24 protein-coding genes are annotated in these 25,508 nt (G+C 34.5%); 11 read left to right on the forward strand and 13 right to left on the reverse strand.

What is annotated here, in order from left to right:
• Window positions 1-17: 17 nt before the first annotated feature.
• The 9 genes from FA046_RS01945 to FA046_RS01985 all read right to left on the reverse strand — a co-directional run bounded on the left by FA046_RS01945 (window position 18) and on the right by FA046_RS01985 (window position 6,838).
• Complete coding sequence (locus FA046_RS01945; RefSeq protein WP_136824676.1) at window positions 18-206, reverse strand: PLDc N-terminal domain-containing protein; 189 nt, start codon at window positions 204-206, stop codon at window positions 18-20.
• Complete coding sequence (locus FA046_RS01950) at window positions 207-1,973, reverse strand: ABC transporter ATP-binding protein (RefSeq protein WP_136824677.1); 1,767 nt, start codon at window positions 1,971-1,973, stop codon at window positions 207-209.
• 81 nt (window positions 1,974-2,054) lie between these two features.
• Window positions 2,055-2,618, reverse strand: coding sequence for a ribosome recycling factor (gene frr / locus FA046_RS01955; RefSeq protein ID WP_136824678.1), 564 nt, complete (start codon window positions 2,616-2,618; stop codon window positions 2,055-2,057).
• Between the two features lie 19 nt (window positions 2,619-2,637).
• Window positions 2,638-3,342: a UMP kinase gene (pyrH, locus tag FA046_RS01960; RefSeq protein WP_136824679.1), complete on the reverse strand. Its 705-nt coding sequence runs from the start codon at window positions 3,340-3,342 to the stop codon at window positions 2,638-2,640.
• A 232-nt stretch (window positions 3,343-3,574) separates the two neighbouring features.
• Window positions 3,575-4,414, reverse strand: coding sequence for a translation elongation factor Ts (gene tsf / locus FA046_RS01965; protein WP_136824680.1), 840 nt, complete (start codon window positions 4,412-4,414; stop codon window positions 3,575-3,577).
• A 118-nt stretch (window positions 4,415-4,532) separates the two neighbouring features.
• Window positions 4,533-5,399, reverse strand: a complete 867-nt coding sequence (gene rpsB, locus FA046_RS01970) for a 30S ribosomal protein S2 (protein WP_136824681.1) — start codon at window positions 5,397-5,399, stop codon at window positions 4,533-4,535.
• An 18-nt stretch (window positions 5,400-5,417) separates the two neighbouring features.
• Window positions 5,418-5,804, reverse strand: coding sequence for a 30S ribosomal protein S9 (gene rpsI / locus FA046_RS01975; RefSeq protein ID WP_136824682.1), 387 nt, complete (start codon window positions 5,802-5,804; stop codon window positions 5,418-5,420).
• Between the two features lie 18 nt (window positions 5,805-5,822).
• Window positions 5,823-6,266, reverse strand: a complete 444-nt coding sequence (gene rplM, locus FA046_RS01980; protein ID WP_136824683.1) for a 50S ribosomal protein L13 — start codon at window positions 6,264-6,266, stop codon at window positions 5,823-5,825.
• Window positions 6,267-6,622: 356 nt separating this feature from the next.
• Window positions 6,623-6,838, reverse strand: a complete 216-nt coding sequence (locus FA046_RS01985) for an ORF6N domain-containing protein (protein ID WP_262709941.1) — start codon at window positions 6,836-6,838, stop codon at window positions 6,623-6,625.
• Between the two features lie 362 nt (window positions 6,839-7,200).
• On the opposite strand from FA046_RS01985, the gene FA046_RS01990 reads away from it, so the two are divergent.
• The 9 genes from FA046_RS01990 to FA046_RS02030 all read left to right on the forward strand — a co-directional run bounded on the left by FA046_RS01990 (window position 7,201) and on the right by FA046_RS02030 (window position 15,849).
• On the forward strand, window positions 7,201-8,880 hold the full coding sequence (locus FA046_RS01990) for a GMC oxidoreductase (protein ID WP_136824684.1): 1,680 nt from the start codon (window positions 7,201-7,203) through the stop codon (window positions 8,878-8,880).
• 8 nt (window positions 8,881-8,888) lie between these two features.
• Window positions 8,889-9,455 (forward strand): gluconate 2-dehydrogenase subunit 3 family protein, encoded by a 567-nt coding sequence (locus FA046_RS01995; protein WP_136824685.1) that lies wholly within the window; start codon window positions 8,889-8,891, stop codon window positions 9,453-9,455.
• A 16-nt stretch (window positions 9,456-9,471) separates the two neighbouring features.
• A complete protein-coding gene (locus FA046_RS02000) occupies window positions 9,472-10,620 on the forward strand; it encodes a Gfo/Idh/MocA family protein (RefSeq protein WP_136824686.1) in 1,149 nt (382 codons plus the stop codon).
• A complete protein-coding gene (locus tag FA046_RS02005) occupies window positions 10,621-11,673 on the forward strand; it encodes a sugar phosphate isomerase/epimerase family protein (RefSeq protein WP_136824687.1) in 1,053 nt (350 codons plus the stop codon).
• A gap of 17 nt (window positions 11,674-11,690) precedes the next feature.
• Complete coding sequence (locus tag FA046_RS02010; protein ID WP_136824688.1) at window positions 11,691-12,065, forward strand: c-type cytochrome; 375 nt, start codon at window positions 11,691-11,693, stop codon at window positions 12,063-12,065.
• A gap of 74 nt (window positions 12,066-12,139) precedes the next feature.
• Window positions 12,140-12,760: a 3-keto-disaccharide hydrolase gene (locus FA046_RS02015; protein ID WP_225870861.1), complete on the forward strand. Its 621-nt coding sequence runs from the start codon at window positions 12,140-12,142 to the stop codon at window positions 12,758-12,760.
• 28 nt (window positions 12,761-12,788) lie between these two features.
• The gene (locus FA046_RS02020; RefSeq protein ID WP_136824690.1) at window positions 12,789-14,060 is read left to right on the forward strand and encodes an MFS transporter; all 1,272 of its coding nucleotides are present in this window, start codon (window positions 12,789-12,791) and stop codon (window positions 14,058-14,060) included.
• Window positions 14,061-14,081: 21 nt separating this feature from the next.
• The gene (locus FA046_RS02025; RefSeq protein ID WP_136824691.1) at window positions 14,082-14,957 is read left to right on the forward strand and encodes a hydroxypyruvate isomerase family protein; all 876 of its coding nucleotides are present in this window, start codon (window positions 14,082-14,084) and stop codon (window positions 14,955-14,957) included.
• A 13-nt stretch (window positions 14,958-14,970) separates the two neighbouring features.
• On the forward strand, window positions 14,971-15,849 hold the full coding sequence (locus FA046_RS02030) for a sugar phosphate isomerase/epimerase family protein (protein WP_136824692.1): 879 nt from the start codon (window positions 14,971-14,973) through the stop codon (window positions 15,847-15,849).
• A 40-nt stretch (window positions 15,850-15,889) separates the two neighbouring features.
• Here FA046_RS02030 and FA046_RS17450 read toward each other — a convergent pair whose 3' ends face one another.
• The 4 genes from FA046_RS17450 to porU form a co-directional block, all read right to left on the reverse strand.
• A complete protein-coding gene (locus FA046_RS17450) occupies window positions 15,890-17,134 on the reverse strand; it encodes a coiled-coil domain-containing protein (RefSeq protein ID WP_225870862.1) in 1,245 nt (414 codons plus the stop codon).
• Window positions 17,135-17,433: 299 nt separating this feature from the next.
• Window positions 17,434-17,913 carry a 2-C-methyl-D-erythritol 2,4-cyclodiphosphate synthase gene (ispF, locus tag FA046_RS02040; protein WP_136824693.1) on the reverse strand — a complete coding sequence of 160 codons (480 nt, stop codon included), beginning with the start codon at window positions 17,911-17,913 and terminating at the stop codon, window positions 17,434-17,436.
• The gene (porV, locus tag FA046_RS02045) at window positions 17,913-19,097 is read right to left on the reverse strand and encodes a type IX secretion system outer membrane channel protein PorV (protein ID WP_136824694.1); all 1,185 of its coding nucleotides are present in this window, start codon (window positions 19,095-19,097) and stop codon (window positions 17,913-17,915) included. Before porV ends, ispF begins: the two co-directional genes overlap by 1 nt.
• Before the next feature lie 36 nt (window positions 19,098-19,133).
• Window positions 19,134-22,994 (reverse strand): type IX secretion system sortase PorU, encoded by a 3,861-nt coding sequence (gene porU, locus FA046_RS02050; RefSeq protein ID WP_169303281.1) that lies wholly within the window; start codon window positions 22,992-22,994, stop codon window positions 19,134-19,136.
• Between the two features lie 156 nt (window positions 22,995-23,150).
• Here porU and FA046_RS02055 point away from each other — a divergent pair, with 156 nt between their 5' ends.
• The gene (locus FA046_RS02055; protein ID WP_136824696.1) at window positions 23,151-24,839 is read left to right on the forward strand and encodes an SUMF1/EgtB/PvdO family nonheme iron enzyme; all 1,689 of its coding nucleotides are present in this window, start codon (window positions 23,151-23,153) and stop codon (window positions 24,837-24,839) included.
• Window positions 24,840-25,046: 207 nt separating this feature from the next.
• Window positions 25,047-25,298, forward strand: a complete 252-nt coding sequence (locus FA046_RS02060) for a type 1 periplasmic-binding domain-containing protein (protein ID WP_136824697.1) — start codon at window positions 25,047-25,049, stop codon at window positions 25,296-25,298.
• Window positions 25,299-25,508: the final 210 nt, after the last annotated feature.

Consider the following 25,508-nt stretch of genomic DNA (forward strand, 5'->3'; position numbering starts at 1 on the left):
AATACGCTGACTACTAATTAAAGAACTTTAGATTTTCCAAAGAAAAAATAAATAATAGCCCCAACTAAAGGAATTAAAATAACTACAATTATCCAAAGTAATTTTTGGTTATTGTTGAGTAATTTGTTGTTAAAAATATCTTTTATAGCGAATAAACTCACTAATAATGGGAATAAAAACAAGCCTACAAGCACTATTTTTTCCATTTATTTTAATTCTAGTGTTTCAGCTTGAAAACGTTCTCCAATCTGTTGCCTCCACATGGCAAAATAAAGTCCTTTTTCTTCTAATAATTGAGCATGCTTACCTTCTTCAACAATATTACCTTTTTCTAAAACAAAGATTTTATCAGCATGCATAATGGTAGATAAACGGTGTGCTATTAAAATAGTAATACGATCTGATTCATCAGAAACATCTCTAATAGTTTTAGTGATTTCCTCTTCGGTGATAGAATCTAAAGCAGAAGTGGCTTCATCAAAAACCAAAATATTAGGCTTTCTCAATAAAGAACGAGCTATTGACAAGCGTTGCTTTTCTCCTCCAGAAACTTTCACGCCTCCTTCACCAATGATAGTATCTAAACCGTGTGCTGCTCTTGCCAATAAAGATTCGCATGCTGCTTGTTTTAAAACCGCCATACATTCTTCATCTGTTGCATTTGGCCTAACAAATAATAAATTTTCTCTAATAGTACCCGAAAAAAGCTGAGTATCTTGTGTTACAAAACCTATTTTTTCTCTTAAATCATCTAAATCAATTTCTAGGCTATCAACCTCATTATATTTTATTTTTCCAAATATTGGAGGATATAAACCCACCAGCAACTTCACCAAAGTAGTTTTACCCGAGCCTGATGGACCTACAAAAGCTATGGTTTCGCCGTTCTTCACTTTAAAACTGATGCTATTTAAGGCGTTTCTGGTTGCTGTTAAATGTTTAAAGCTTACTTCTTCAAAAACTAATTCCTTAATTATTCCAGTTGCAACCGGATTTGAAGGTTTCACTTCAACAGGCGTACTTAAAATACGCTGAAAGTTATTTAACGATGCTTCTGCCTCCCTATAGGTTAAAATAATATTTCCAAACTCTTGTAATGGACCAAATAAAAAGAAAGAGTAAAACAAGAAAGTGAAATACTGCCCTGCCGAAATATCATTTTTAAATATCAGCAACAGTAAAATAATCACCATCGCACTTCTTACCAAATTCACGGTGGTTCCTTGTAAAAAGCTCATGCTTCGTACGTATTTAACCTTCTTTAGCTCCAAGTCTAAAATTTTGTACGTGGTATTGTTTAATCTATTGATTTCTTGATTGGCCAAACCTAAACTTTTCACCAATTCTATGTTCCTTAAAGATTCTGTAGTAGAGCCGGCTAATGAAGTGGTTTCCCCAACAATTTTCTTTTGGATCACTTTAATTTTTTTACTGAGCACCCAACTCACTAAAAAAATGAGTGGAATAGCGGCAAAATAAACCAGCGTAACTTTATAACTGATGGTTAAAGAATAAATGATCACAAAAATCATCCCTACCAAGCTTGTAAACAAAATATTAATAAAGGATATGATAAATTTCTCTGAATCTGTTCTTACCTTTTGTAAAATACCCAAAGTTTCGCCACTTCGTTGATCTTCAAAGGTTTGATATGGAAGTTTTAGAGAATGTGCTAAACCATCAGCATACATGCTGGCTCCTAATTTTTGTGTAATGATGTTGGCAAAATAATCTTGAAAGTTTTTAGCAATTCTTGACACCATTGCTGCACCAACCGCCAAGCCAATAAGCTTTAATACCCCGTAAGTAAATTCTTGCTCAGAAAGCTGATCTTTCTTTTCGATAAACTCATCTACTATTCTTCCAGTAATATGTGGATCAATTAAAGAAAAGCATTGATTAATGGCTGCAAATAATAATGCTAATCCAATTAAGCCTTTATATTTTTGAAGGTAAACCTTTAATATTTTCATCTATTTTCAATAATCCGCAAAAATACGAAAGGGAATAAGTATTTATCCTATTCCCTTTAGATGTGATGATGAAATGACTTATTAAACAGTCATTACGTCTTTTTCTTTGAGTTCAGCTAACTGATCTACTTTTATAATATAACTATCCGTTAATTTTTGAACTTCAGCTTCACCAACTTTAATATCATCTTCAGAAGCACCATCATTTTTCAATTTCTTGATGCTTTCGTTAGTTGCTTTTCTGATATTTCTAACGGTAATTCTTCCTCGCTCTGCCTCTTCTTTTACCTTTTTCACTAAATCTCTTCGGCGTTCTTCTGTTAATGGCGGCACATTTAAACGAATAATTATCCCATCGTTTTGTGGGTTTAACCCGATGTTTGCCTCCATTATAGCTTTCTCTATAGGGTTAATCATGCTTTTCTCCCAAGGCTGCACTACAATTGTTCTTGCATCTGGCGTATTAACGTTTGCAACCTGACTTAAAGCAGTAGCAGCGCCATAATAATCAACCATAATTCCGTCTAACATTCCTACGGTGGCTTTACCTGCTCTAATTTTTGAAAATTCTAAATCTGTATGAGTTAAGGCCTTATCCATGCTAGACTTTGCCTCATCTAGTTCCATTTTAATGAATTCGTTCATGTTTTTAATCTTAAAATTTTTACTTCACTAAAGTTCCTATAGTATCTCCTTTAATTAGCTTCATCAGGTTTCCGTCTTTATTCATGTCAAAAACAATAATAGGTAAATTGTTTTCATCACATAAAGTAAAAGCAGTCATATCCATTACATTTAGGTTTCTTTTGTAAACTTCGTCAAAAGTTAAATGTTCAAATTTGGTAGCTGTTGGATCCTTTTCTGGGTCGGCTGTATAAATGCCATCTACTCTTGTTCCTTTTAACACCACATCAGCTTTAATTTCAATAGCTCTTAAGGCTGCGGCAGAGTCTGTAGTAAAATATGGATTTCCTGTACCAGCACCAAAAATTACTACTCTCCCTTTTTCTAAATGCCTGATGGCTCTTCTGCGAACGTAAGGCTCGCAAATTTGCTCCATTTTAATAGCAGATAACAATCGGGTGTAAACCCCTAAAGTTTCTAAAGCATTTTGTAATGCCATAGAGTTAATTACTGTGGCTAGCATTCCCATGTAATCTGCTTGGGCTCTATCCATTCCAGATTTTTCAGCACTTAAGCCTCTGAAAATATTACCACCACCAACCACAATAGCTACTTCTACACCTTCTTCTTGAATTGCTTTAATCTCATGGGCATATTGCAGCACCATTGCATTATCAATACCGTATTGTTGAGAACCCATTAATGATTCGCCACTTAATTTTAGTAGAATTCGTTTATATGCCATCAGCTATTTAATTGATTTGATAAAATGCCGTTGCTCTTGTTATTTTTTTAAAAACATAAAGACGGTCACATTTCATTTTGGGGAATTTTGTCAAAAATATGAAAATTATCGTTTTTATACGATTTGGATTTAGAAAATATCAAACACAAAAAATCCCCATCTAATTAAAGACGAGGATTTTTTATATCATTTTGCAAAATATTGGTACTTGATACTTCTATCTCGATACTTATTAAGCACCTAAAGCAACTCTTTTAAAAGCAGTTACTGTTAAACCTTTAGAAACTTCGTCTAAGAATTTACGAACATCTTTAGTAGAATCTTTTACAAATTCTTGGTTTAATAAGGTTTGTTCTTTGTAGAACTTGTTTAATTTACCAGCAGCAATTTTTTCAACCATTTCTTCTGGCTTTCCTTCTGCTCTGATTTGCTCTTTAGCAATTTCAGTTTCTCTTTCGATGATACGAGTATCAACATCAGCTTTATCAACTCCAACTGGGCTCATGGCTGCAATTTGCATCGCAACGTCTTTTCCTGCTTCGTCTAAACCACCAACCGATTGATTAAAACCAACCAAAACAGCTAAACGGTAGTTACCGTGAATGTAAGGAACAACTTTATCAGCTGAGATGGTTTCAAATTTAGAAACACCAATTTTCTCACCAATTTTACCAGTTTGATCAATAATCAAATCAGCAATTTTAGTTCCGTTTAAATCTAAAGAAGTTAATTCTTCAATACTATTCACATTGTTTTCTACTGCTTTATCAGCAATAGCCTGTGCAAAAGCAACAAAATCAGCATTTTTAGCCACGAAATCTGTTTCGCAATTTACTTCAACAATGATTCCTTTTTTACCATCAGCAGTAGTTTTAGCAATTACCACTCCTTCGTTAGAATCTCTATCCTGACGAGAAGCAGCTACTTTAGCTCCTTTTTTACGTAAAAAATCAATTGCCGCTTCAAAATCACCATTAGATTCTGTTAAAGCTTTTTTGCAATCCATCATGCCTGCGCCAGTTTGTTGACGAAGTTTATTTACATCTGCTGCAGAAATTTGTACTGTAGACATCTTATAAAAATTTGGCCCCCTCGTTCCCCCTTAAGGGGGATGAACCGGGTGTGAATATTTTGTTTATTACTTATAATGCAAATCCATTTCGACATCCCCTTTAGGGGACCCGAGGGGCTTATTCTCCTTTTGCTTCTTCAGCTACGGGAGCTTCAGCAACTGGAGTTCCAGCGTCAGCACCTTTTCTTACTCTTTTACCAGCTTCAGCAGGTGTTTTTTCTGCTGCTACTGCTGCAGGAGCATCTAATTTTGCTTTCTCTGCTGCTGCTTCTTTATCAGTTTCAGCATCTTTTTCTTGCTTGCGTTCTTCTAAGCCTTCAATAATTGCATTTACAATAATGCCAGTAATTAAAGAGATAGATTTTGTAGCATCATCATTTGCTGGAATAGGGAAATCGATGTTAGAAGGATCAGAGTTAGTATCAACCATTGCAAAAGTTGGAATATTTAACTTTAAGGCCTCAGTAACTGCGATATGTTCTTTCTTCACATCCACTAAAAATAATGCCGCTGGTAAACGATTTAAATCAGCAATACCTCCTAAAAGGCTTTCTAACTTAATACGCTCACGTTGTATCATTAACTTTTCTTTCTTAGATAATACATCATAAGTACCGTCTTTAGTCATCTTGTCAATGTTGGTCATTTTCTTGATAGACTTTCTAACAGTTGCAAAGTTGGTTAACATACCACCTAACCATCTTTCGGTTACGAAAGGCATGTTTACAGATTTTGCGTATTCTGCAACGATGTCTTTTGCTTGTTTCTTGGTAGAAACAAATAATACTTTACGACCAGACTTTACAATTTGTTTGATAGCAGAAGCTGCTTCTTCAACCTTTGTAAGAGTTTTGTTTAAGTCGATAATGTGAATTCCGTTACGCTCCATAAAAATGAATTGCGCCATTTTCGGATTCCACTTGCGGGTAAGGTGACCAAAATGTACACCTGCATCCAATAAGTCCTGATAAGTTGTTCTTGCCATTGTCTTGTCCTCCGAATTTTAACGTTTACTGAATTGGAATTTCTTACGAGCTTTAGCTCTACCTGGTTTCTTACGTTCAACCATACGGTTATCACGTGTCATTAAACCTTTAGCTCTAAGAGCTGGTTTCCTAAGTGCGTCTAATTCTACAATAGCTTTAGCAATTGCTAAACGAACAGCCCCAGCTTGTCCTTTAACACCACCACCTGCAACATTTACAGTTACATCAAATTGGCCTGTTACCTCAGCAACAATAAAAGCCTGATTTACAATGTACTGTAAAGGAAGTGTTGGGAAATATTCTTTGTAGTCTTTACCGTTAACGATAATGGTACCGTTACCCTCTTTCAAATAGATACGGGCAACTGCAGTTTTTCTTCTTCCAGAAGTGTTTGTAACTGACATTTCTTTTCTCCTTTAAATTTAAAATTTAATTGTTGTAGGGTTTTGCGCAACATGCGGATGCTCGTTTCCTGCATAGATATACAGGTTTTTGAAGATTGCTCTTCCCAAACGATTTTTAGGTAACATTCCGCGAACAGCCTTCTCAATCACACGAGTTGGATGCTTTGCCATTAACTCCTTAGGAGAAATGAAACGCTGACCACCTGGGTATCCGGTGTAAGAGATATAGGTCTTATCAGACATTTTATCTCCGGTCAGTTTTACCTTGTCTGCATTGATAACAATCACGTTATCTCCGCAGTCTACGTGTGGGGTAAAATAAGGCTTGTTTTTTCCTCTGATAATCTTAGCGATATTAGAAGACAAGCGCCCCAAAATCTCGCCCTGAGCGTCAACAACAACCCATTGTTTGTCAACGGTCTTTCTATTGGCAGAGACAGTTTTGTAACTTAACGTATTCACTTGCTTTATATTTAAATAATTAATAAATTGATTTCCCCTAATTTTAGGGACTGCAAAGATAGAACTATAACTTTAAAAGTCAAACAGTTGAGAAGAGTTTTTTTGTTGGAAGTTATAGGTGGTAATTTTTAGGCAAGATAATTGTAGAAATTTATAAGTGACTTCGCGTCTTAATACTTTATTCATTTTGGCAAGTCAACGATTTATTTTTCACAAATCATCTGCTTTGGATTCAATTTTTTTCTTTTAACAGGATTTATTTTATGCTGAATTAATTCATCTATACACTTAAAAACTGTGGCTATGCATTTTTCATGGCTTTGTTAATCCTTCTATAACCTCACTAATTTCTAAATCTATTCAGATTTTTCACTCAATAAATTTCGCAACCTCGAAAAAATTCTAATAATTTGAATATTTACTTGAATAGCTTGGTGGCTGTTTAAAACACTAGACAACATCAAAACTCCATATTCAGTAAAAACGTTGGGTAATTTCCTTCTACCTCCCCAACTTGATATCACAAATTGTGACTTCAAGTTTAACCACTCTTCATCATTCAACTGAAACATAAAATCTTCAGGAAATCTATCTAAATTTCTTTTAATCGCCTGATTTAAAAAACACCATAAAGTTCTGCCAAGTCACTGTCAAGCATTACCTTAAAATTTCTAATCTCTTAATTTTATTGATTAGAAAGTCGTCAGAGATGGTATTCAAAATAGTGGATGTCTTAATCATGAGTAAATGTTAAAATCCAATATAAACTTTTCTCATCAAACTATTTTCAAGCTTCAATCTTACTTTTTAAGATCATCACCTTCCATAAATTCTCTTAAAAAACAGAGGCTTAATGTATTTATAACACTTTTGCCTGAATAATTCTTTTTGTGAATTAAATTCCTAAATTCACAGTACCAAATAAACTTAATTCATGTCAAATCAAATCTATGATGCCATAGTTATAGGCTCTGGTATATCTGGAGGCTGGGCTGCTAAAGAACTCACCGAAAAAGGCTTAAAAACTTTATTGCTAGAAAGAGGCGAGAATATAGAACACGTTAAAGATTATAAAAACGCCACAAAAGCACCATGGGAATTGCCTCACAGAGGTGGAAGAACCCAGGAAATGATTAATAACTACCCGGTTTTAAAAAGAGACTATGCTTTATCAGAGAAAAACCTAAATTATTGGGTGAATGAAAAAGAGTCGCCTTATGTAGAAACTAAGCGTTTTGATTGGTTTAGAGGCTACCATGTTGGTGGACGATCTTTAATGTGGGGAAGGCAATCTTACCGCTGGAGTAATATGGATTTTGAAGCCAATGCTAAAGATGGTATTGCGGTTGATTGGCCTGTAAGGTATGATGAAATTGCCCCTTGGTATAGCCATGTAGAAAAATTTGCAGGCATAAGCGGGTCAAAAGAAGGTATAACGCATTTGCCTGATGGTGAGTTTTTACCTCCTATGGATTTAAACTGCGTAGAAAAAGACGTGGCCGCCCGTATAAAAAGCGAATACAAGGATCAGCGACAAATGATTATTGGTAGAGTTGCTCATGTAACTGGCCCTTTACCCGGCAGAAGCAATTGTCAATACAGAAATAAATGTGATTTGGGTTGTCCTTTTGGAGGATATTTTAGCACACAATCTTCTACCCTTCCTGCTGCTGTGGCTACGGGTAACCTTACTTTAAGACCTTATTCTATTGTTACTAAAATATTGTATGATAAGGATTCACAGAAAGCTACCGGCGTAGAAGTACTAGATGCACAAACTAATCAAACCATAGAATATAAAGCAAAAGTGATTTTTTTGTGTGCTTCCACTTTAAACTCTGCTTGGGTATTAATGAATTCTGCAACTGATGTTTGGGCTGGTGGTTTAGGCAGTAGTAGCGGAGAATTAGGACACAATTTAATGGATCATCATTTTAGAACTGGTGCATCTGGAGATGCCGAGGGTTATGAAGATAAATATTACTTTGGGCGAAGACCTAATGGTATTTACATTCCTCGTTTTAGAAACATGAACGGAGAAAAAAGAGATTATATCCGTGGTTTTGGCTATCAAGGTGGTGCAAGCCGACAAGGTTGGAACAGGGAAATTGCAGAGTTAAGCATCGGCGTAGACCTAAAAGAAGCTTTATCTGAACCTGGAAAATGGACCATCGGTATGACCGGTTTTGGAGAGATTTTACCCTATCATGAAAATAAAGCGGTATTAGATAAAAACGTAAAAGACAAATGGGGATTGCCTGTTTTAGCTTTAGATGCCGAGATTAAAGAGAATGAAATTAACATGAGAAGAGACATGATGGAGGATGCAAAGGAAATGTTAGAAAGAGCTGGAATTAAAAATGTGAAAGGAAGAGATTCTGGTTATGGCTTTGGGCAAGGTATTCATGAAATGGGAACTGCCAGAATGGGGCGTGATCCTAAAACTTCTGTTTTAAACAAGCATAACCAAGTTTGGGATGCTAAAAACGTTTATGTAACTGATGGCTCATTTATGACATCAGGGAATTGTGTGAATCCATCATTAACTTATATGGCTTTTACGGCAAGAGCGGTTGACCATGCAGTTTCAGAATTAAAGAAAATGAATTTATAATTAAACCTATGAATAGAAGAGAAGCCCTTTCCTCTGTTGCGGTGTTGCTTGGAGGTACAATTATAGGAGGTCAGCTATTTAGTTTAGCTGGCTGCAAATCTACACCAGAAATGGTGAATAATCTTTTTAATAGCGATGATGTAGGCTTGATGGATGAAATTGCAGAAACCATTATTCCAGAAACTAACACTCCTGGCGCAAAAGCTGCTAAAACCGGTGCTTTTATGGCGCTTATGGTAAAAGATTGTTATAAGCCAGAGCATCAACAGATATTTACTGCAGGTTTAAAAACCATCAATGATTTAGCCCAAAAACAATATCAATCGTCTTTTATGGATTTAGATGCCGAGAAGAGGAAAACCATGCTTACAGCTTTAGATGTTGAGCAAAAAGAATATTCTGAAGTTGAAGCAAATAAAGAAACGCCTCATTATTTTAGAATGTTAAAGGAGTTAACCTTATTAGGATTTTTTACTTCAGAAGTTGGAGGCACACAAGTTTTAAAATATGTAGAAGTACCTGGCAGGTATGATGCTTGCATCCCGTATAAAAAAGGAGATCCCGTTTATCTATAAATCAATACCATAATTAATGAAAAAATTAAGATTAGGCATGATTGGAGGCGGTCCAGGCTCATTTATTGGCGCTATCCACCGTATTGCCGCCCGAATGGATAATCATTACGATTTAGTTTGTGGAGCTTTTAGCAGTTCGGCAGAAAAATCTATCCAAACAGGGAATGAATTAGGCTTAAATACAGATAGAATTTATCCTTCATACGAGAAGCTAATTACTGCAGAAAAGTCTTTACCAGAGGAGAAACGCGTACAAGTCATTAGCATTGTTACCCCAAATCACCTTCATTTTGAGCCTGCTAAAATGGCGCTAGAAAACGGTTTCCATGTTATTTTGGATAAACCCATTACCCTTTCTTTGGCTGAAGCTTTATTATTAAAAGATATTCAAGAAAGAACAGGTAAATTTTTATGCTTAACCCATACTTATACTGGTTATCCAATGGTTAAAGAAGCTCGTCAGCAAATTTTAGACGGTAAATTGGGTGAAATAAGAAAGGTTTATGTGGAATATCCACAAGGATGGTTAAGTACTGCTGTAGAAAACAAGCAAGCCGACTGGCGTACAGACCCATCAAAAAGCGGTATTGCTGGTGCAATGGGAGATATTGGTACTCATGCTTTTAATTTAGCGGAGTATGTAAGCGGTTTATCTGTTCAAAAGCTTTGCGCTGATATAAATACCGTGGTGGCTAACCGACGATTGGATGACGATGGTGCGGTATTATTAAAATTTGAAAACGAAGTAAGTGGTGTTTTAATGGCGACTCAGATTGCTGCCGGAGAAGAAAATAACGTTAAAATAAGAGTTTATGGTGAAAAAGGCGGTTTAGAGTGGCAACAGGCTGACGCCAACACCTTAACACTTAAATGGTTGGATGAACCTGCTCAAACTTACAGAACTGGTGGCTCTTATTTAAGCTCTTTTGCGCAACATAATACCCGCACTCCATCTGGTCATCCGGAAGGATATTTAGAAGCTTTTGCAAATATTTATAAAAATTTTGCAGAGCATATTTTAGCCATTCAAAATCAGTCGGAGCCTAAAAAAGAGTCTTTAGATTATCCGGGTATCACCGAAGGAATAAGGGGAATGGCTTTTATAGAAACGGTAATTGCATCCGGGAAATCAACACAAAAATGGTTAGATCTTAAAAAATCATGAATGAAAACAATTAAAGGTCCGGCATTATTTATTGCCCAATTTATTGGGGATGAAAAACCTTTTAACAATTTAGAAAACATTTGCGAGTGGGCAAGCAGTTTAGGTTTTAAGGGATTACAAATTCCAACTTCAGACAGTCGGTTTTTAGATCTTAAACTAGCCGCAGAAAGCAAAACTTATGCTGATGAAATTAAAGGAAAAGTAAATGCTGCGGGCTTAGAAATCACAGAATTATCTACCCATTTACAAGGGCAATTGGTAGCCGTTCATCCGGCTTATGATGATTTGTTTGATGCTTTTGCGCCTACCGAATTACATAAAAACCCTAAAGAAAGACAAAAATGGGCAGTACAGCAGTTAAAATATGCCGCTAAAGCTTCAAAAAATTTAGGCTTAAATGCCCATGTTACTTTTAGTGGCGCCTTATTGTGGCCTTACGTTTATCCATGGCCACAAAGACCAAGTGGTTTAGTAGAAACAGGTTTTACTGAATTAGGTAAACGTTGGACACCCATTCTTGATGTTTTTGAGGAAAACGGAATAGATCTTTGTTATGAGTTACACCCCGGTGAAGACTTGCATGACGGCATAAGTTTTGAGCTATTTTTAGAAAGTGTAAATCAACATCCAAGAGCCAATATTTTATACGATCCTTCACATTTTGTTTTGCAATGCCTTGATTATTTGGCCTTCATAGATATTTATCATGAAAGAATTAAAATGATGCATGTAAAAGATGCTGAGTTTAACCCAAGCGGCAAACAAGGTGTTTACGGTGGCTTTCAAAATTGGATAGACAGGGCTGGGCGTTTTAGGTCATTAGGGGACGGACAAGTTGATTTCAAAGGCATTTTTAGCAAACTGGCTCAATATGATTATGAAGGATGGGCTGTTTTAGAATGGGAATGCGCCTTAAAACATCCAGAAGATGGGGCAAAAGAAGGTGCTCAATTTATTAAAGACCATATTATTAGGGTAACCGAAAGGGCCTTTGATGATTTTGCTGCGGCTGGCGGAAATCAAGATTTTAACAATAAACTTTTAGGCTTATAATTTTAAAATATCACACCATGAAAAAGTATTTAGGACTATGCCTGATAGGCGCATTTTTAGTAGCCTGCGGAGGTCAACAAAGTTCAGAAAACAATGAATCACCCATTCCAGAACTTGAAAACTTTGCCCCAATTGAATTAAAAGGGAAGCAATTAATTGCTGAATCAGGCTGTTTAAGCTGCCATAAAGAAAGAGAAAAATTAATTGGACCAGCTTACGCCGATGTAGCCAAAAAGTATGAAAACACGCCAGAAAACATCAGCCTTTTAGGCGGAAAAATAATTACTGGCGGAAAAGGTGTTTGGGGAGAAATACCTATGACACCCCATCCTCAAATAAGTCAGGAAAATGCCGAAGAAATGGTAAAATATATATTTACGTTAACTCCATAAATATGAAGGCTTTATTAAGCATTACTACCTTGTTTTTTATAATTACATCATGTAGTTCTCAAAAAAAGCTGAATATGGAAAATTGGCAAAGTTTAGTAAGTAACAACACCAATGGTTGGCATACTTATGGAAAAACCTATGCGGGTAAAGCTTGGTCTGTTAATAATAATGTCCTTTATTTTAATCCATCTGTAGAAGATCAGACCCAAAGAGGTGATTTGGTGACAAATGAAATTTATGAAAACTTTCATTTAAAATATGAATGGAAGATTTCTAAAAATGGGAATAGCGGGGTAATTTTTAATGTAAATGATGACGCTACAAAATATCAATATCCTTATTTAACAGGTCCAGAAATGCAGGTCTTAGATAATAGTGGTCATCCTGACGCTAAAATTTTTAAACACCGGGCTGGCGATTTATATGATTTAATTGCAAGCAAACCAGAAACTGTTAAACCTTCCGTAGAGTGGAATGCTGCCGAAATCATCTTAAATAATGGGAAATTAGCCTTTTTCTTAAATGGAAAAAAAGTTGTTTCAACCATCATGTGGGATAATAATTGGAAAAAAATGGTAGCAGGGAGTAAGTTTAAAGATATGCCAGATTTTGGAAAATCACGTTCAGGCAAAATTGTATTACAAGACCACGGCGACGAGGTTTGGTATAAAAACATCGTCATCAAAAAATTATAACTAACCCACTAAACTAAAATAATAAACAATGAATAACATTAACAAGAATCAACTTTTTTGGGCAAGTTGCTTGGCTTTATTAGTAACCTCTCTATCATTTGGAATTAGAGCTGGGATTTTAGGAAAGTTAGGAACTGATTTCCAACTTACTACTGCAGAATTGGGAACTATAACAGCCACTGCTTTTTGGGGATTCCCCTTAGCGGTAGTTATTGGTGGGTTTATTGTGGACGTTATTGGAATGAAAAAGCTCTTAGTGATGGCCTTTCTTTTCCATTTGCTAGGTATCGTTTTAACCATATTTGCACAAGGATATTGGACACTTTTCATCTCTACTTTACTTATTGGTATAGCTAATGGAACTGTGGAAGCGGCTTGTAATCCATTGGTGGCAACCATATATTCTGATAATAAAACCACCAAACTAAATCACTTTCATTTATGGTTTCCTGGAGGAATATTCTTAGGAACTTTAATTGTTATTTTGTTTAACTCATTAGGTTTAAGTTGGCAAATACAAGTTGCAGTGATGATCATCCCTACATTGGTATATGGTTACTTATTCTCCAAATTAGAATTTCCAGTAACAGAGAGAGTAGCTTCCGGTGTATCTACATCAACAATGTATAAATCTGTAACCTCACCTTTATTTATTTTTATGTTTATATGCATGTTTGGCACTGCTATAACAGAATTATTTACTGGGCAATGGATAGACGTTTTATTGAAAAATGTAACTGATAATGCCATTCTTATTTTAACACTCACCACAGGAGTGATGGTAATTGGTAGAGGATTAGCAAAACCTGTTGTGCATCGTTTTTCACCTCAAGGAGTATTATTGATCTCAGCAATTTTATCAGCTTTAGGCTTATACTTATTAAGCACTTTGACAGGAAATTCTATCTTTTTTGCAGCATTCATATTCGGTTTAGGCGTATGTTACTTTTGGCCAACTATGTTGGGATTTGTAGCAGAAAACATTCCTAAATCGGGTGCTTTAGGTTTAAATCTAATGGGCGGAGCCGGAATGTTTGCAGTATCTGTTTATACTATTTTTATGGGAGGATTTTACGATAAATTAATTTTACAAAAACTACCCGAAGGAGCAAATGAAGTCGATTATCTAAATGCAACACCGGGCTCAGAGATGGCTGATGCACTAAATTTAGCAAAAAATGCTGCTGGACCAGAAATACTACAAGCTACATTAATTGTCCCTATTATTTTAACAATTGGTTTTTTGGGATTAGTGATTTACATGAGAAGTAAGAAAACCAACTTAATAATTTCTAAATAGACCACCATTTAAATACAAATTATGCAAAGTAGAAGACAAGTGATTAAAAATATCATCGCCGGTTCTGCGGCAATTTCATCAGCAGGAATACTTTCTTCATTTTCAAATTCTAATCCTAAAGAAAAATATATGTTGAAAGGAAATATCAATCATGCTGTTTGCAGATGGACTTATGGCTTTTTAAGCCTAGAAGAACTTTGTAAAGTAGCTAATGATATAGGCATTAAAGCCCTTGATTTAGTTGGACCAAAAGATTGGCCAATTTTAAAAGCACATAACTTAGATTCTAGCATGTGTAACGGTGCCGAAATTAATTTAGTAGATGGCTTTGCCGAACCAAATTTTCATGAAAAACTACTTCAAAATTATACAGAAATGATTCCTATTGTGGCCAAAGCAGGTTATAAAAACTTGATTTGCTTTAGCGGTAACAGAAGAGGAATGGATGATGAAACCGGTTTAAATAATTGCACCAAAGGTTTACAAAAACTAATGACATTGGCCGAAAAGAATGGGGTAACTTTAGTTATGGAGCTCCTAAATAGTAAGATAAACCATAAAGATTATTTTGCTGATAAAACTGCATGGGGAGTTGAACTCTGTAAAAGAGTGGGCTCACAAAATTTTAAATTGCTTTATGATATTTACCACATGCAAATTGATGAGGGAGATGTAATTAGAACCATCCAAACTTCGCATCCATACATTGCGCATTACCATACCGCTGGCGTACCCGGCAGAAACGAGATAGAAGAAAACCAAGAATTGTATTATCCAGCTATTATGAATGCTATTTTACAAACAGGCTTTAAAGGCTACGTAGCTCAAGAATTTATTCCTAAAAAAGAAGATAAAATTGCCTCTTTAGCTAGAGCAGTAAAAATATGTGATGTTTAATTTTTAAAATAAGATGAATAACAGCAGAAGAAATTTTATTAAACAAACAGGCTTAGCCGCTGCAAGTATTACCCTATTGCCTTATTTGGGTTGTGCCGAAACAGCAAAAATAAAGAAATTTGGCATTCAGCTTTATTCCTTAAGAAATGAGATTACAAGCGGAATAGAAAAAGTAATTGGTGAAGTTGCTAAAGCCGGATATAATTACGTAGAAGGTTATGGTTATTCTGAAAAAACAGGCTTTTTTGGACTTAAACCTCAAGCATATAAGGACTTATTAGACAAAAACAACTTAACCACTCCAAGTGCTCATTATGATTTTGGAGATTGGGAAAAATCGCAGGATGATAGTATCCTAAAATCTTACATAGATGCAGCAAAAATATTAGACCAAAAATATATTGTTGTTCCTTATACCAATCCTGATATTTTTAAGGATGAAACTGCCTGTAGAGCCTACATTGCAAAATTAAACAGAGCCAGTAAAATTGTGAAAGATGCGGGTTTAAAATTAGCCTACCATAACCATGATCTAGAATTTTTTGATTTGAAGGGTAAAACTGGTTTTTCTATTTTATTAGAAGAATCAGACCCTGAGCTTTTAGATTTAGAGCTTGATTTATATTGGGTAATGAGGGCAAAACAAGATCCTATTCAGTTATTTAAAGATCACCCCGGGAGGTTTACCATGTGGCATGTAAAAGACATGAGTAAAACCAATAATTTAAAAAATACAGAAGTTGGAAATGGAACTATTGATTTCACCACTATCTTTAAAAACGCTAAACTATCTGGCTTAAAATACCCTTTTGTAGAACAAGAAAATTTTGAAATTGATCCTTATCAAAGCATCACAAAAAGTGCTAGCTATTTAAGTAAATTGATAAAATAATGAGGTAAAAGATAGATGTAAGGGCAAGCTAAAGCAAAGTTTATTTGTCTTTGTTGCTGCTCAATACCTCCATAAAAACAGTAAGTTCTTTTGTAAAAGCATCTAAAGAAACAGCAGATTTTTTAATGTTATCTATTAATATTTTTAAATCCTCGTACTCAATCGAATAATCTAACAAACCAGACAAGCCTATGATGTTTGCAACAGGTTGTCTTACTTTATGAGAGGTCATAAACATCATTTCTTCTAAACCTAAAATGTATTCCTTTAAATATTCTTCGGTTTTTTTTAATTCGCTATAAGCACTAACTAATTCACTAGCTCGCTTCTCTTTTTCTATGTTTTGATATGCAAGTTCCTTATTGGCAATTATTAATTCGGCAGCTCTATTTTCCTTTTCCAAATTCTGATACGCCAATTCTTTATTAGCAATAATCAACTCATTTGCTCTATTTTCTTTTTCTAAATTCTGATAAGCTAATTCTTTAATGGCGATAACCAACTCATTTGCTCTACTTTCCTTCTCTTCATTTTGATACGCTAATTCTTTAATAGCTATAACCAACTCATTTGCTCTACTTTCCTTCTCTTCATTTTGATAAGCCAATTCTTTGTTTGCAATGATCAACTCATTTGCTCTATTTTCTTTCTCTAAATTCTGATAAGCTAATTCTTTATTAGCAATTACTAATTCGGCAGCTCTATTTTCCTTCTCTTCATTTTGATACGTAAGCTCTTTATTGGCAATTACTAATTCAGCAGCTCTATTTTCCTTCTCTTCATTTTGATAGGCCAATTCTTTATTGGCTATAACTAATTCACTTGCCCTATTTTTCTTCTCTTTTTTTTGATACGCTAATTCTTTATTGGCTATTTCAAGCTCGGCAGCTCTATTTTCCTTCTCTTCATTTTGATACGTAAGCTCCTTATTAGCAATTTCCAATTCACTCGCTCTATTTTTCTTCTCTTTTTTTTGATACGCTAATTCTTTATTGGCTATTTCAAGCTCGGCAGCTCTATTTTCCTTCTCTTCATTTTGATACGTAAGCTCCTTATTAGCAATTTCCAATTCACTCGCTCTATTTTTCTTCTCTTTTTTTTGATACGCTAATTCTTTATTGGCTATTTCAAGCTCGGCAGCTCTATTTTCCTTCTCTTCATTTTGATAAGCAAGCTCCTGATTTGCAATTACCAATTCAGCGGCTCTCTTCTCCTTTTCTTCATTTTGAAAAGCAAGTTCTTGATTAGCTAAATTTAGTTCTTCGGATTCGTGTTTTTTTTGCATAGGGTACTTAAAAAGAATTTAATAAAAATAATTTTTTCTTCTTTAAATCACAATTAATTTTGACTTTAAAAATTTAAGTACAAAATTATGCCAATTTTATCTTTATCTACAAGAAGTGGTTTTTACGAAAAATTTAGTCGATTTTTTTCTTGCTCATGATTTCTTATTTTAAATCAAGATTTAATTAAATAGGCTTAAGCATACATTTAGGCAGATGTTAAACATTGATATAGCTTCCATTTTTTGGTTTGGATAGCCTATTTTGACAGAAAAAAGGCCCTTTGCCTTGTGTTTAAAAATTAATCTTTTTGTACTAAACAAACGGCATAAGCTACTACGCCTTCTTCTCTACCAATAAAACCCATGGTCTCATTAGTGGTAGCTTTAATAGAAATATCTTCTACATCTAAACCCATTGCCTTGGCAATATTAACTTTCATTACAGGCACATGTGGGTTAATTTTTGGGGCTTCTAAACAAAGCATGGCATCTACATTATTAATACTATAGCCTTTTTGGGTAAGCATTTTCACACACTCTGTCAATAAAATTAAGCTACTAATTCCTCGCCAGCGTTCATCAGTATTTTTAAAATGATGCCCTATGTCTCGAAGATTTGCCGCCCCTAATAAGGCATCGCAAATGGCATGCACCAAAACATCGGCATCTGAATGCCCAAAAGCACCTTTATGATGGTCTAAAGTTAAACCTCCTAAAACAAATGGATGTCCGTCTTTTAATTGATGAACATCAAAACCAAAACCAACTTTAATTTTCATTAGTTTGCGTTAGCGCCTGTATCACCAAAGTTAAATATGAGCGAAAATCTTAAGGTATTTGCCAAAGGCGATTTTTGTTGATTTGCAATCAGGTATGAAAAATCTATATCTACAATATTATATTTCAAACCTAAACCCAGTGTTAAATACTGGCGGTTTCCTTTGTTCGGGTTTTCGTAAAAATAACCTGCTCTTACTGCAAACTGACGGTTGTACCAATATTCTAATCCAGTAGAAATACTTACTTCTTGTACTTCTTCTGAAGCACCACCCGGAGCATCAGAAAAAGAACCAAAAATACCTGCGGGTACAGAGCGATTTGGATCTTTACCGCTTACAATTCTTCCGTTTGCATCATAAATTGGAGGCGTTGGCACTAGTAATTTATTCAAATCAAGGGCAAAAGTAAAATCGTTAAAATCATCTAAATGAAAAGTAGATGCGCCACCTAATCTCATGTTGGTTGGTAAGAAATATTTTTGACCACCATCTGCATAGCTCATTTTTGTACCAATGTTAGAAATATCTAAACCAAAAGCCAAAGTGGTATTTGTATTAAAAATTTGTTTGTCGTCTTTGTAATAAGCAGAAACATCTGCCGCTACCGCGGTACCTGGCTTTGTTTGCTGTCCGTCAAAAAACTGACCAGATGAAAGGTTAGAATAAATAAATCTTAATGCGGTACCTAGTGAAAAATTCTCGCCAAAGCTTCTGGCAAAAGTACCATCAACGGCTAACTCGTTTGGGCTGTAATTTCCTAGTTGAGTTTGGTTGGCATCCACCAGTTGAATTTCTCCTAAAGAGAAATACCTTAATGAGCCTCCAATTACATTTCTATCGTCAATACGATAATAACCATTTATGTAAGCTAAGTTAATATCGGGCACAAGCTTTTGTAACCACGGACTGTATGATAAACCAAAGCCATACTGATCTTTCATAAAAGCTAATTTTGCCGGATTCCAGTGAGTAGCATTTACATCAGGCGTTGTGGCTACACCAACATCTCCAAGGGCGCCAGATCTGGCATCTGGTGTAATCAATAAAAACGGAACTGCGGTTGTAATGGCATTTCCTTGCCTTCCATCTGTTGTCGGATTTTCTGTCCCTCCAACTTGTGCAAAAGCCGTTGTTAACCCAAAAACTACAAATATTAAAAGAAAAGTAAAAGGTTTAAAATTCATATGGTAAAACTAAAATATTAAATGTAAAATTTTGATTTAAAGTAAAACAAGTTTTTCTATTTTCTGAATCGATTTTCCCGATAGGAAAGAACGTACTTTTAATTCATAAATGTATACTCCTCTGCCAATTTTTTCGCCATAATCATCTTTACCATCCCAAAAAATATCATTCACTCTAGTTCCTGTAGAATTCACTAATTGATTAATTGTTTTAATTAACCTGCCAGAAACTGTTTTAATGTTTATTTGAACTTCTAAATCTTCATTTGGATGGTTATGCTCAAATTGAAAACTGGTGCGTGTGGTAAATGGATTTGGGTAATTAAGTACATGAGCAAGGGTAAGCTCTTCGGCGTTTTTTACTTCAAAGGTGAGGGTCTCTTCTGAAGAATTATTGAAAACATCCCAAGCTTTAATTTTTAAAGAATATAAGCCCGGGGCCAACTCTGAAATTGGGTATTTTACTGTTCCTTTTTGATAAGAATCTAAAGTAGCTTCATAAAAAGTATTTAAAATAATGGTTTTGTCTTGTGCCGTTTGCGAACTTAGGGTAGCTACAATATCATGTCCAATCCCTATTCCTGTGGTGTTTATCCCGCTTTCATCTTCCAATTTAACCAATAACATGGGTTTAGGATTGGTAATGCCGCCAGATACAAACTGCTCATCATTTAAAAATAATTTAATTGCTGGTCCAATTTTATCGCTGCTATTGGCATTTACAATTCCTCCTATATTAATATTGTTAAAACCACCATTAGCATCTAACAAAGAATTATTGGCATAATAGCTTATTTTTCCTTTCCCAACCTGTAAGTTAATGTCTTTGGGTACAATAAAATCAAAACTAAAATCGCCGTTTGTGACGGTAGATTTTCCTTTATAAATAATGTTTTTTTGTTGATTAAAAGCTTGTTCATAGCTTCCATTTATCTTTTTATCTTGCCCTAAAGTGGTAATTACCGATGGCTTATCATAAATTAAAGGATAAACAAAACCGTTAAAATTGGTGAGTTTAATGCCGTTTTCATTAGTCACTATTCCTTTAATATTAACTTTTTGACCCGCTTTTAATGTATCTAATGCTGTAATTGGTTTATTGTTTATACTACTTGTAATTATATTGTTGGTAGGAATTGGAAACAAGGTAGAAGGATCTCCCAATAAGGTAAAGTTTCTTGAATTGATATTTAATCCACCAATATTATTGTTCTTAGCGGCTTTAAAAACCTCTCCAAAACTTATTTTCTTATTAAAAAAAACAGGGTCAAATAGGGCTTTTAAAAAACTTTGGTTTAAATCAAAATTGTAGGAAGCAAATACAATACGTGTTGTGGTAAATAAAGCTGGAACGCCTGCATTTTCTTTGAGTAAAGTTAACTCGCCTGCTGAGGTCACTTCGGGATCATCCCATCGTCCAAAAGAACAAGTTGCGGTAAAAATAATAGGTAATTTCTTAGGATTATTCCATGAATTGATAATAGGAATGGTTAATACTCTTTCTTCTGCCCAGCCACTTTCGCCACCGTGGCCGGTATAATTAATTAATAAGGAACCCGAATTTACTTTCTGGCTTAACGCAGCTTCGGCTTCGGGATACCGGTTTCCTCCGGCAGCACTTTCTTGCTGATAGGCATCAAAATATATTTTATCGATATTAGGTTTGTTTGTTCTTTGAGCAATAATTGCGGCGTTGGCTTCTGCCTGATTTAAATGAAGGTTATTATCTTCATCATCTGCAATAATAGTAAATTGATTGCGCCAATCTCCAAAACTTGATTCATCAGCATAATCAATTAACTTATCTACTACATTTTTTGCTTCAGTTAATGATTTAACTGGAATACGACCAATAGCAATGTCTAATAATCCCGGGTTGGTGTTAAAATCTTCAGAAAAATCTCCTTCATTATCATCTAATAAACCAAAATAATCATCTGAGGTATAGCTTTGGGTTGGCGACAAAGAGTTTTCTGATTGGTAAGTCGGCACAAAGTTATTGTCATTAAACTTGATCATCTTATTATCAAAAGATCCTTTACCAAAAAGCAGCAAATATTTGGGTGCTGATACAGAATTGAATCCTGCTCGGTCATAAAACATTTTCACAAAATCTCTAATGGCAGTAGCTTCTCTCCCTCCTGAAGAAAATTCATTAAACACTTGCTGAGGCGTAACTATCTGATAGCTTATATTTTGCTCTAACTTTCTAAAATCTCCTAATCTTTTTGCTTCAGGAAACCATTCTTGTGGTGATATAATAATCATATCAGCCTGAGCTAAAGCATGTAAATTTTGATTTTGTATTTTTCCTATTGCTACGGGCTCTTTAAAAGTGATTGGATTAAAAATTACAAACTCTTTGAGTTCATCAGTATTGATGATAAAGCTTGCATTGCTGCCTAAAAGAGTTAAGTTTTGTTGAATAGGTTGAAGAGGATTAGTCACATCCCAAACTTGGGAGCCGGCTGCCACATTTTTGACATCAAACCTAGAAATATTTCCAAGCCCAACATTATTTTTATCCCTAAATCTTAAGAAATTTTGAGCGGCATCTAAATCTCTTCTAAAATTAATTTCCAAATAATCTAACCAAGCATTAGCAGATGAATTAGGTTTAATATAGTTAATATTTACCCTTAAATTAGTTCCGGTTAAGCCGTTAAAGGAATTTACACCATTAGCTTCTCTGGCAAAATCAGTCTCAAAATTTAAAGGTAAGGAGTTAGCCTGTAAACTATAAGCGGGTTGATTATTTACGCTAATTGATGCACTTGAACTTACATTAGCCCTAATTAACATATTAGTTTTAAGAAATAAGGGCGTATTAGGCTGTATGCCACTTATATTAAAGTCAAAATTTCTGGATGCGTTAAATTCAAAATCTTCACCATACCAGTTTCTTCCAGATTTTATGCTTGAAGTAACCAGCGTGTATAAATCTTTTTCATAAAGTTGGTGGTCATCATATTCATTACTGGTGTAATTTGGCGTTTGAACTACAGATGAATTGAGGCTAATTCTTTTTCCTAAGCCTTTATCAACATTAATAAAGTAGTAAGAACTATCTGTATATACGTTATTCTGGTGCTGAAAATATTCGTTAGTATTATTTATACTCCACTTTGTGTTTCCTTGAGCATAAAATAGAATGTAATCTGTATTATCTAATTTTCCATCGTTTTCTCCAAAAACCTGAATGGCATTTTCTTGTAAATCATCAATCCTATTTTGAGCATTATTTTGAGGTAGCATAGCGCCTCCGTTTCCATAAACTCTAATGTTTTTAGGATTAATGGAGTTAACATCTATCCCTAAATTTCTTAAAAAATCATAGCTAATTCTATAAATGCCTTCATTTTTTACAGCAATTTTATACCAATTACCAGTAGCTAATACAGAATTGGGCAAATAGGTTCTTAAATTTTTTGCTGGCGTACCAAATTCTTTAACTGCATTAATTTGTAAACTATACTCTTCTACTTTTTTTAACCCTTGATTATCTTCAAAAAGAGGCAAAAAGCTAATCAATAAAAAAGGCTTTTTATTCTCGTAAACGGTATGATAAGTAAGCTGAATATCTGATTTTATTATGTTCTCATCCTCCTTATTTGTTGCTAAAAAGGCAACAGAAGTTTTGTTTAAATTGATGCTTACAGTATGATTAGGACTATTAACCGGTATTTTTAAATAAACTGAAGGAAGGTTTCCAAATTTTTCAGATGAAAACCTAGGGAACTCTTTACCGGTAATTAAACCTGTATACTGGTTTAATTTTACAGAGTCAGAAATCCATTTAATACTCCTGTTTTCAGATAAATCTTGTGCAGAAAGATCTGCTAAAGGATTTAAGAGAAAAATAAAAATGATAATAAGCTTATTTACAATGTCTTTCAAAGTGAAATAATTATTTATCTTTATTGTAACTATTATCTTAACTGTTCGTTTTAATAGTTAAAATTATTGAAATGCTTTTAATAACGTACAATTTAAATTAATCAGTTTGATTAATCATAATTTATTATTTTTAGCTTTGAAAACACAATAAAGCACATGAGAAAACTTATTTTACCTGTTCTTGCAGTATGTATTGGCTTCACGGCTATATTATCATCTTGCTCTTCTCCCGGTAAATCGGCAAAAATATCATCTAAAACAGGGGCGCAATATAACGCTAAAAGACCTGGTTCACTTCAAGTATCCGGAAAAACTAAACCTACACCGGGTCCTGGTTTGGTACATATAGAGGGTGGAACTTTTGTTATGGGAGGATCTAATATAGATGATATTGGTTTTGATTACGCCGCACCAAAAAGAAGAGTAACCGTTGCTACCTTTTACATGGATGAGACCGAAGTTTCAAACGTTGACTGGTTAGAATATTTAAATTGGATAAAAGAAGTTCCCGCAGATCCAAGATGGTATTATGAAGCGCTACCAGATACTTTAGTTTGGAGAAGCCCTTTAGCCTATAATGAACCTTACGTAAATAATTATTTAAGACACCCCGCTTATCAGGAATATCCTGTAGTAGGTGTAACTTGGGAACAAGCAATGGCTTATTGCGATTGGAGAACCAATATAGTAAATGAAAATATTTTACGTAATAAAGGAGTATTAAATGATTGGAAAACTTATGCTACTGCAAAAAGCGGTGTAACAGGAAAAGGCGGAGCTGCTGCAACTGGAAAAGGTGGAACACCTGCTAAAGTAAGTACAGATCCTTTTGATCTTGATTTATATTTAAATGGTCAATATGATGATAAAGGAAAAGGAGCTCCAAAAGATTTAAATCCAAAACCTGGAGCCGCTGGTGCTGTTGGAGCAAGTGGGAAACCTTCAGCTTCTGAAAAAAATCAAAGATTTGCCAGAATTGAGGACGGTGTTTTCACCCCAGGCAGATATAGATTACCTACCGAAGCAGAATGGGAATATGCAGCATTATCTTTAATTGGTACTGCTAATAATAATATTGTAAATAATAGCAAAACATATCCTTGGTATGGCCTAGGAATTAGATCTCCTGGCAAAAGTACAAGAGGTTTAATATATGCCAACTTTAAAAGAGGAGAAGGAGATAATATGGGTGTAGCTGGCTATTTAAATGATGGTGCAGATATTACCGCCCCTGTTAAAAAGTATCTGCCAAATGATTTTGGTTTATATAACATGGCGGGTAACGTGAGCGAGTGGGTATTAGACACTTACAGACAATTAACTTTTGATAAAGTTGAAGATTTTAGTCCGTTTAGAGGAAATGATTTTGAAAACAATGAGTATGACACCAACGGTAAAATACAAACTATTGGCAAAACTAACGTTCCAAAGAAAACTAAGGCTACTTCTGGCAAAAAAGATCCGTATGACAAGCAAGCAAATAAATATGGTAACATTACAGAAGCAAGCCCATCTACACCAGATGCAATAGATACTACTAAAATGCCTGCTTTAAAACCATCATTTGATGCAGATGAAAGAGGCGCCTTAGACCCACAAAATTTAGACCTTTACGGAAAAATCACTTTAGTGAATGACCGTTCTAAAGTTTTTAAAGGTGGTTCTTGGAATGATAGAGCTTATTGGTTAAACCCAGGAACAAGAAGATACCTTGATCAGGGAGAAGCCAGTTCAGAAATTGGTTTTAGATGCGCAATGAGTAGTGTTGGCGATCCTCAAATTAACAAGAAAAGTACGCCTCAGTTTAAACAACCTAAATCAAGAGTCGGCTTTAAAGGCAAATAAATAAGAGCGTCCATAATATTTAAACAAAGCCCTTCTAAATTTTAGAGGGGCTTTTGTTTTAAAGAAAAATAATATGTGTTATAAAAAAGCACTTATTTATTTGTTAAATACCTATTTAAGACATCTTTAGCCTAGAATTTAATTGATAAATATAAATGAGCGATGTAAATCACAATAGATTATTATAAAGTGTTTAGAAGGGTTATAATGGATGCTTTAAAAGACTACGGATTAGTGGCTGATGTCAATTTAATTGTTTATTGTGATAATAATGATGAAAGCAATTATCAAATTATTCATCATTTAAGAGACCCACAAATACCAGATAGCTTATTATCTTCGGTACAAAAATTAGCCTTATTATCTTATCAAAGTTGTATTGATTTAAAAATTAATATTCCTCGTGATTTAAAATCAATAGTTTTTCTAGCCTTAAAATGCCTTTCTATCTTACTTTAAGCCCCATTAAACAGCTCCGCATTTGAAATGGCGTTCGCTGCAAATATTCTTTTTAAAGCAATTAGAAGAGAGCAAAGACAATCTTATAGAAATGGAATCAGAGATTGTAATAGAGAATTTTCTCAATAACCAAATCTATAAATTATAAGATTTCTTAATATACAAAATAGGCTATACCGAAAATCGATATAGCCTCTTTTATGTTTGAAC

The sequence above is a fragment of the Pedobacter cryophilus genome (assembly GCF_005116455.1).
Taxonomy (GTDB): Bacteria; Bacteroidota; Bacteroidia; order Sphingobacteriales; family Sphingobacteriaceae; genus Pseudopedobacter; species Pseudopedobacter cryophilum.

Bases quoted from the DNA above. Each gene is read 5' to 3' on its own strand.
- FA046_RS01945 (WP_136824676.1), bottom strand. From the start codon at position 206: ATGGAAAAAATAGTGCTTGTAGGCTTGTTTTTATTCCCATTATTAGTG.
- FA046_RS01950 (WP_136824677.1), bottom strand. From the start codon at position 1,973: ATGAAAATATTAAAGGTTTACCTTCAAAAATATAAAGGCTTAATTGGA.
- frr (WP_136824678.1), bottom strand. From the start codon at position 2,618: ATGAACGAATTCATTAAAATGGAACTAGATGAGGCAAAGTCTAGCATG.
- pyrH (WP_136824679.1), bottom strand. From the start codon at position 3,342: ATGGCATATAAACGAATTCTACTAAAATTAAGTGGCGAATCATTAATG.
- tsf (WP_136824680.1), bottom strand. From the start codon at position 4,414: ATGTCTACAGTACAAATTTCTGCAGCAGATGTAAATAAACTTCGTCAA.
- rpsB (WP_136824681.1), bottom strand. From the start codon at position 5,399: ATGGCAAGAACAACTTATCAGGACTTATTGGATGCAGGTGTACATTTT.
- rpsI (WP_136824682.1), bottom strand. From the start codon at position 5,804: ATGTCAGTTACAAACACTTCTGGAAGAAGAAAAACTGCAGTTGCCCGT.
- FA046_RS01985 (WP_262709941.1), bottom strand. From the start codon at position 6,838: ATGTTTCAGTTGAATGATGAAGAGTGGTTAAACTTGAAGTCACAATTT.
- FA046_RS01990 (WP_136824684.1), top strand. From the start codon at position 7,201: ATGTCAAATCAAATCTATGATGCCATAGTTATAGGCTCTGGTATATCT.
- FA046_RS01995 (WP_136824685.1), top strand. From the start codon at position 8,889: ATGAATAGAAGAGAAGCCCTTTCCTCTGTTGCGGTGTTGCTTGGAGGT.
- FA046_RS02000 (WP_136824686.1), top strand. From the start codon at position 9,472: ATGAAAAAATTAAGATTAGGCATGATTGGAGGCGGTCCAGGCTCATTT.
- FA046_RS02005 (WP_136824687.1), top strand. From the start codon at position 10,621: ATGAAAACAATTAAAGGTCCGGCATTATTTATTGCCCAATTTATTGGG.
- FA046_RS02010 (WP_136824688.1), top strand. From the start codon at position 11,691: ATGAAAAAGTATTTAGGACTATGCCTGATAGGCGCATTTTTAGTAGCC.
- FA046_RS02015 (WP_225870861.1), top strand. From the start codon at position 12,140: ATGGAAAATTGGCAAAGTTTAGTAAGTAACAACACCAATGGTTGGCAT.
- FA046_RS02020 (WP_136824690.1), top strand. From the start codon at position 12,789: ATGAATAACATTAACAAGAATCAACTTTTTTGGGCAAGTTGCTTGGCT.
- FA046_RS02025 (WP_136824691.1), top strand. From the start codon at position 14,082: ATGCAAAGTAGAAGACAAGTGATTAAAAATATCATCGCCGGTTCTGCG.
- FA046_RS02030 (WP_136824692.1), top strand. From the start codon at position 14,971: ATGAATAACAGCAGAAGAAATTTTATTAAACAAACAGGCTTAGCCGCT.
- FA046_RS17450 (WP_225870862.1), bottom strand. From the start codon at position 17,134: ATGCAAAAAAAACACGAATCCGAAGAACTAAATTTAGCTAATCAAGAA.
- ispF (WP_136824693.1), bottom strand. From the start codon at position 17,913: ATGAAAATTAAAGTTGGTTTTGGTTTTGATGTTCATCAATTAAAAGAC.
- porV (WP_136824694.1), bottom strand. From the start codon at position 19,097: ATGAATTTTAAACCTTTTACTTTTCTTTTAATATTTGTAGTTTTTGGG.
- FA046_RS02055 (WP_136824696.1), top strand. From the start codon at position 23,151: ATGAGAAAACTTATTTTACCTGTTCTTGCAGTATGTATTGGCTTCACG.
- FA046_RS02060 (WP_136824697.1), top strand. From the start codon at position 25,047: ATGGATGCTTTAAAAGACTACGGATTAGTGGCTGATGTCAATTTAATT.